This window comes from Paenibacillus sp. 01T422 (assembly GCF_056398785.1).
Window position 1 is genome coordinate 1 of sequence record NZ_JBFTQB010001194.1, and the last position, 1516, is coordinate 1516.

Here is a 1516-nt window from a genome sequence, read left to right on the forward strand (position 1 = left end):
ACATATCCATATGGTAGAAAGGAAGCTTAGCTCCCTCATATTCTTTGATAATGGTAAATGTGGGGGAATTGACGTTTTCTTGAATGCCTATCGCCCTTGCAAAACCTTGCGAAAATCTCGTTTTGCCTGCTCCTAAATCACCGTCCAATGTAAGCACGGAGCCCGGGATTAAATAGGCGGCTAGCATCGTCCCAAGTCGATCAGTATCTTCCTCATGCTTGGAGTAGTACGTAAATGTGGATTGAGCCAGTGATCTCATCCCTTTCTTCCGATTGCGCTTGCTGCTCCTATTATAGACTTCGCTAGTAGGCAACGGCAACCTGAAATGAAAAAAAGCCCGCTCCGAATTGCATCGGGGCAGGCTTGCCTTTTCCGTCACTGAACCTCTTCTAACTCTTGAACGGTCACTAGTCGGGAATCGGCCGGGTTTTCTTCGGCGTGTACCTTAGCGAGCGCTTTGCTTGAGTCGACACTGTCGATCCAGACGGGAACGCCGTTAAGTTCAACCGTAATCTTATCATCAGCTGCCAAAATTTCTTGAGCGCGATGAAGGTTCATGGCTCATCCAATACGGATTCTGGATGATCCATCGTATCCGTTGACGTGGATTCGATTAATCCGTTATGCATAGTGACGTTGCCGCCTCCCAAGCCCTCATTAATCATACGGTCAATATCCATGAAATGATCTTCTTGACCCTGATTGTTCGTATCTTGGGATGCATTTGAATCTTGTGCCATCCGTGAATCCCTCCTTAGCATTAGCTTTGCCTATGACAAGCTATTTAGCATTAAACTTGCCTCTTTAACGTACCCACTCCGAGGCCAGACCATTCTCTTAAAATGCTTCCGTATAAAGGAAAGAAATCAAGAGAATACTAGTACAATCAAGCTCATTATGGGAGGAATCAAGCGATGCATACGGTTTGGAAAGGCGCTATCTCTTTCGGACTTGTACATGTGCCTGTGAAAATGTTTTCGGCTACGGAAGATAAGGATATCTCCATGCGATATATACATAAAACCTGCATTACCCCGCTAGCTTATGTGCGCAAATGCCAGACTTGCGACAAGGAAGTAGAGTGGGATGAAATTACGAAAGGTTATGAATATGAACCAGGCCGATTTGTCCTTTTTGAAAAGGAAGAGTTGGAAACGATCTCAGGAGAAGCGAATAAAGAGATCAAAATTCTGGACTTCGTCAACTTGACAGATATCGATCCTGTTTATTTTCAAAAAACGTACTATTTGGGGCCTGGGGATACGGGGGCTGGCGCTTATAATTTGCTGCTCGATTCGATGCGCCAAACCAGTAAAATTGGGATCGCCAAAGTTTCGATCCGCTCCAAAAGCTCACTGGCGGCGATTCGCGTCATCGAGAACTGTTTGGCGCTTGAGACTATTTTTTACCCTGATGAAATTCGTCCTATCTCGCAAGTTCCTAACTTACCCGAGAAGGTGACCGTGAACGAGCGTGAGTTGGAGATGGCCAAAATGCTGATTAGCCAGTTATCTTC

The 1516-nt window shown here is 45.5% G+C and carries 4 protein-coding genes; 1 reads left to right on the forward strand and 3 read right to left on the reverse strand.

Going from position 1 to position 1516, the window contains the following annotated elements; translation table 11 throughout:
* The 3 genes from tsaE to AC1DUA_RS37095 all read right to left on the reverse strand — a co-directional run.
* Positions 1-259, reverse strand: a 259-nt coding sequence (tsaE, locus tag AC1DUA_RS37085) for a tRNA (adenosine(37)-N6)-threonylcarbamoyltransferase complex ATPase subunit type 1 TsaE (protein ID WP_477504482.1), incomplete at its 3' end; no start/stop codon positions are given.
* Between the two features lie 116 nt (positions 260-375).
* Entirely contained in the window at positions 376-558 is a 183-nt protein-coding gene (locus tag AC1DUA_RS37090; protein ID WP_477504483.1) for an H-type small acid-soluble spore protein, read from the reverse strand.
* Complete coding sequence (locus AC1DUA_RS37095) at positions 555-740, reverse strand: hypothetical protein (RefSeq protein ID WP_477504484.1); 186 nt, start codon at positions 738-740, stop codon at positions 555-557. Before AC1DUA_RS37095 ends, AC1DUA_RS37090 begins: the two co-directional genes overlap by 4 nt.
* A 174-nt stretch (positions 741-914) precedes the next feature.
* Here AC1DUA_RS37095 and ku point away from each other — a divergent pair.
* Positions 915-1516 (forward strand): non-homologous end joining protein Ku (gene ku / locus AC1DUA_RS37100; protein WP_477504485.1); only part of this gene is annotated, 602 nt, incomplete at its 3' end.

What these genes read in the sequence shown, in the direction of transcription:
- AC1DUA_RS37090 (WP_477504483.1), bottom strand. Translation starts at nt 558, where the DNA reads ATGAACCTTCATCGCGCTCAAGAAATTTTGGCAGCTGATGATAAGATT.
- AC1DUA_RS37095 (WP_477504484.1), bottom strand. Translation starts at nt 740, where the DNA reads ATGGCACAAGATTCAAATGCATCCCAAGATACGAACAATCAGGGTCAA.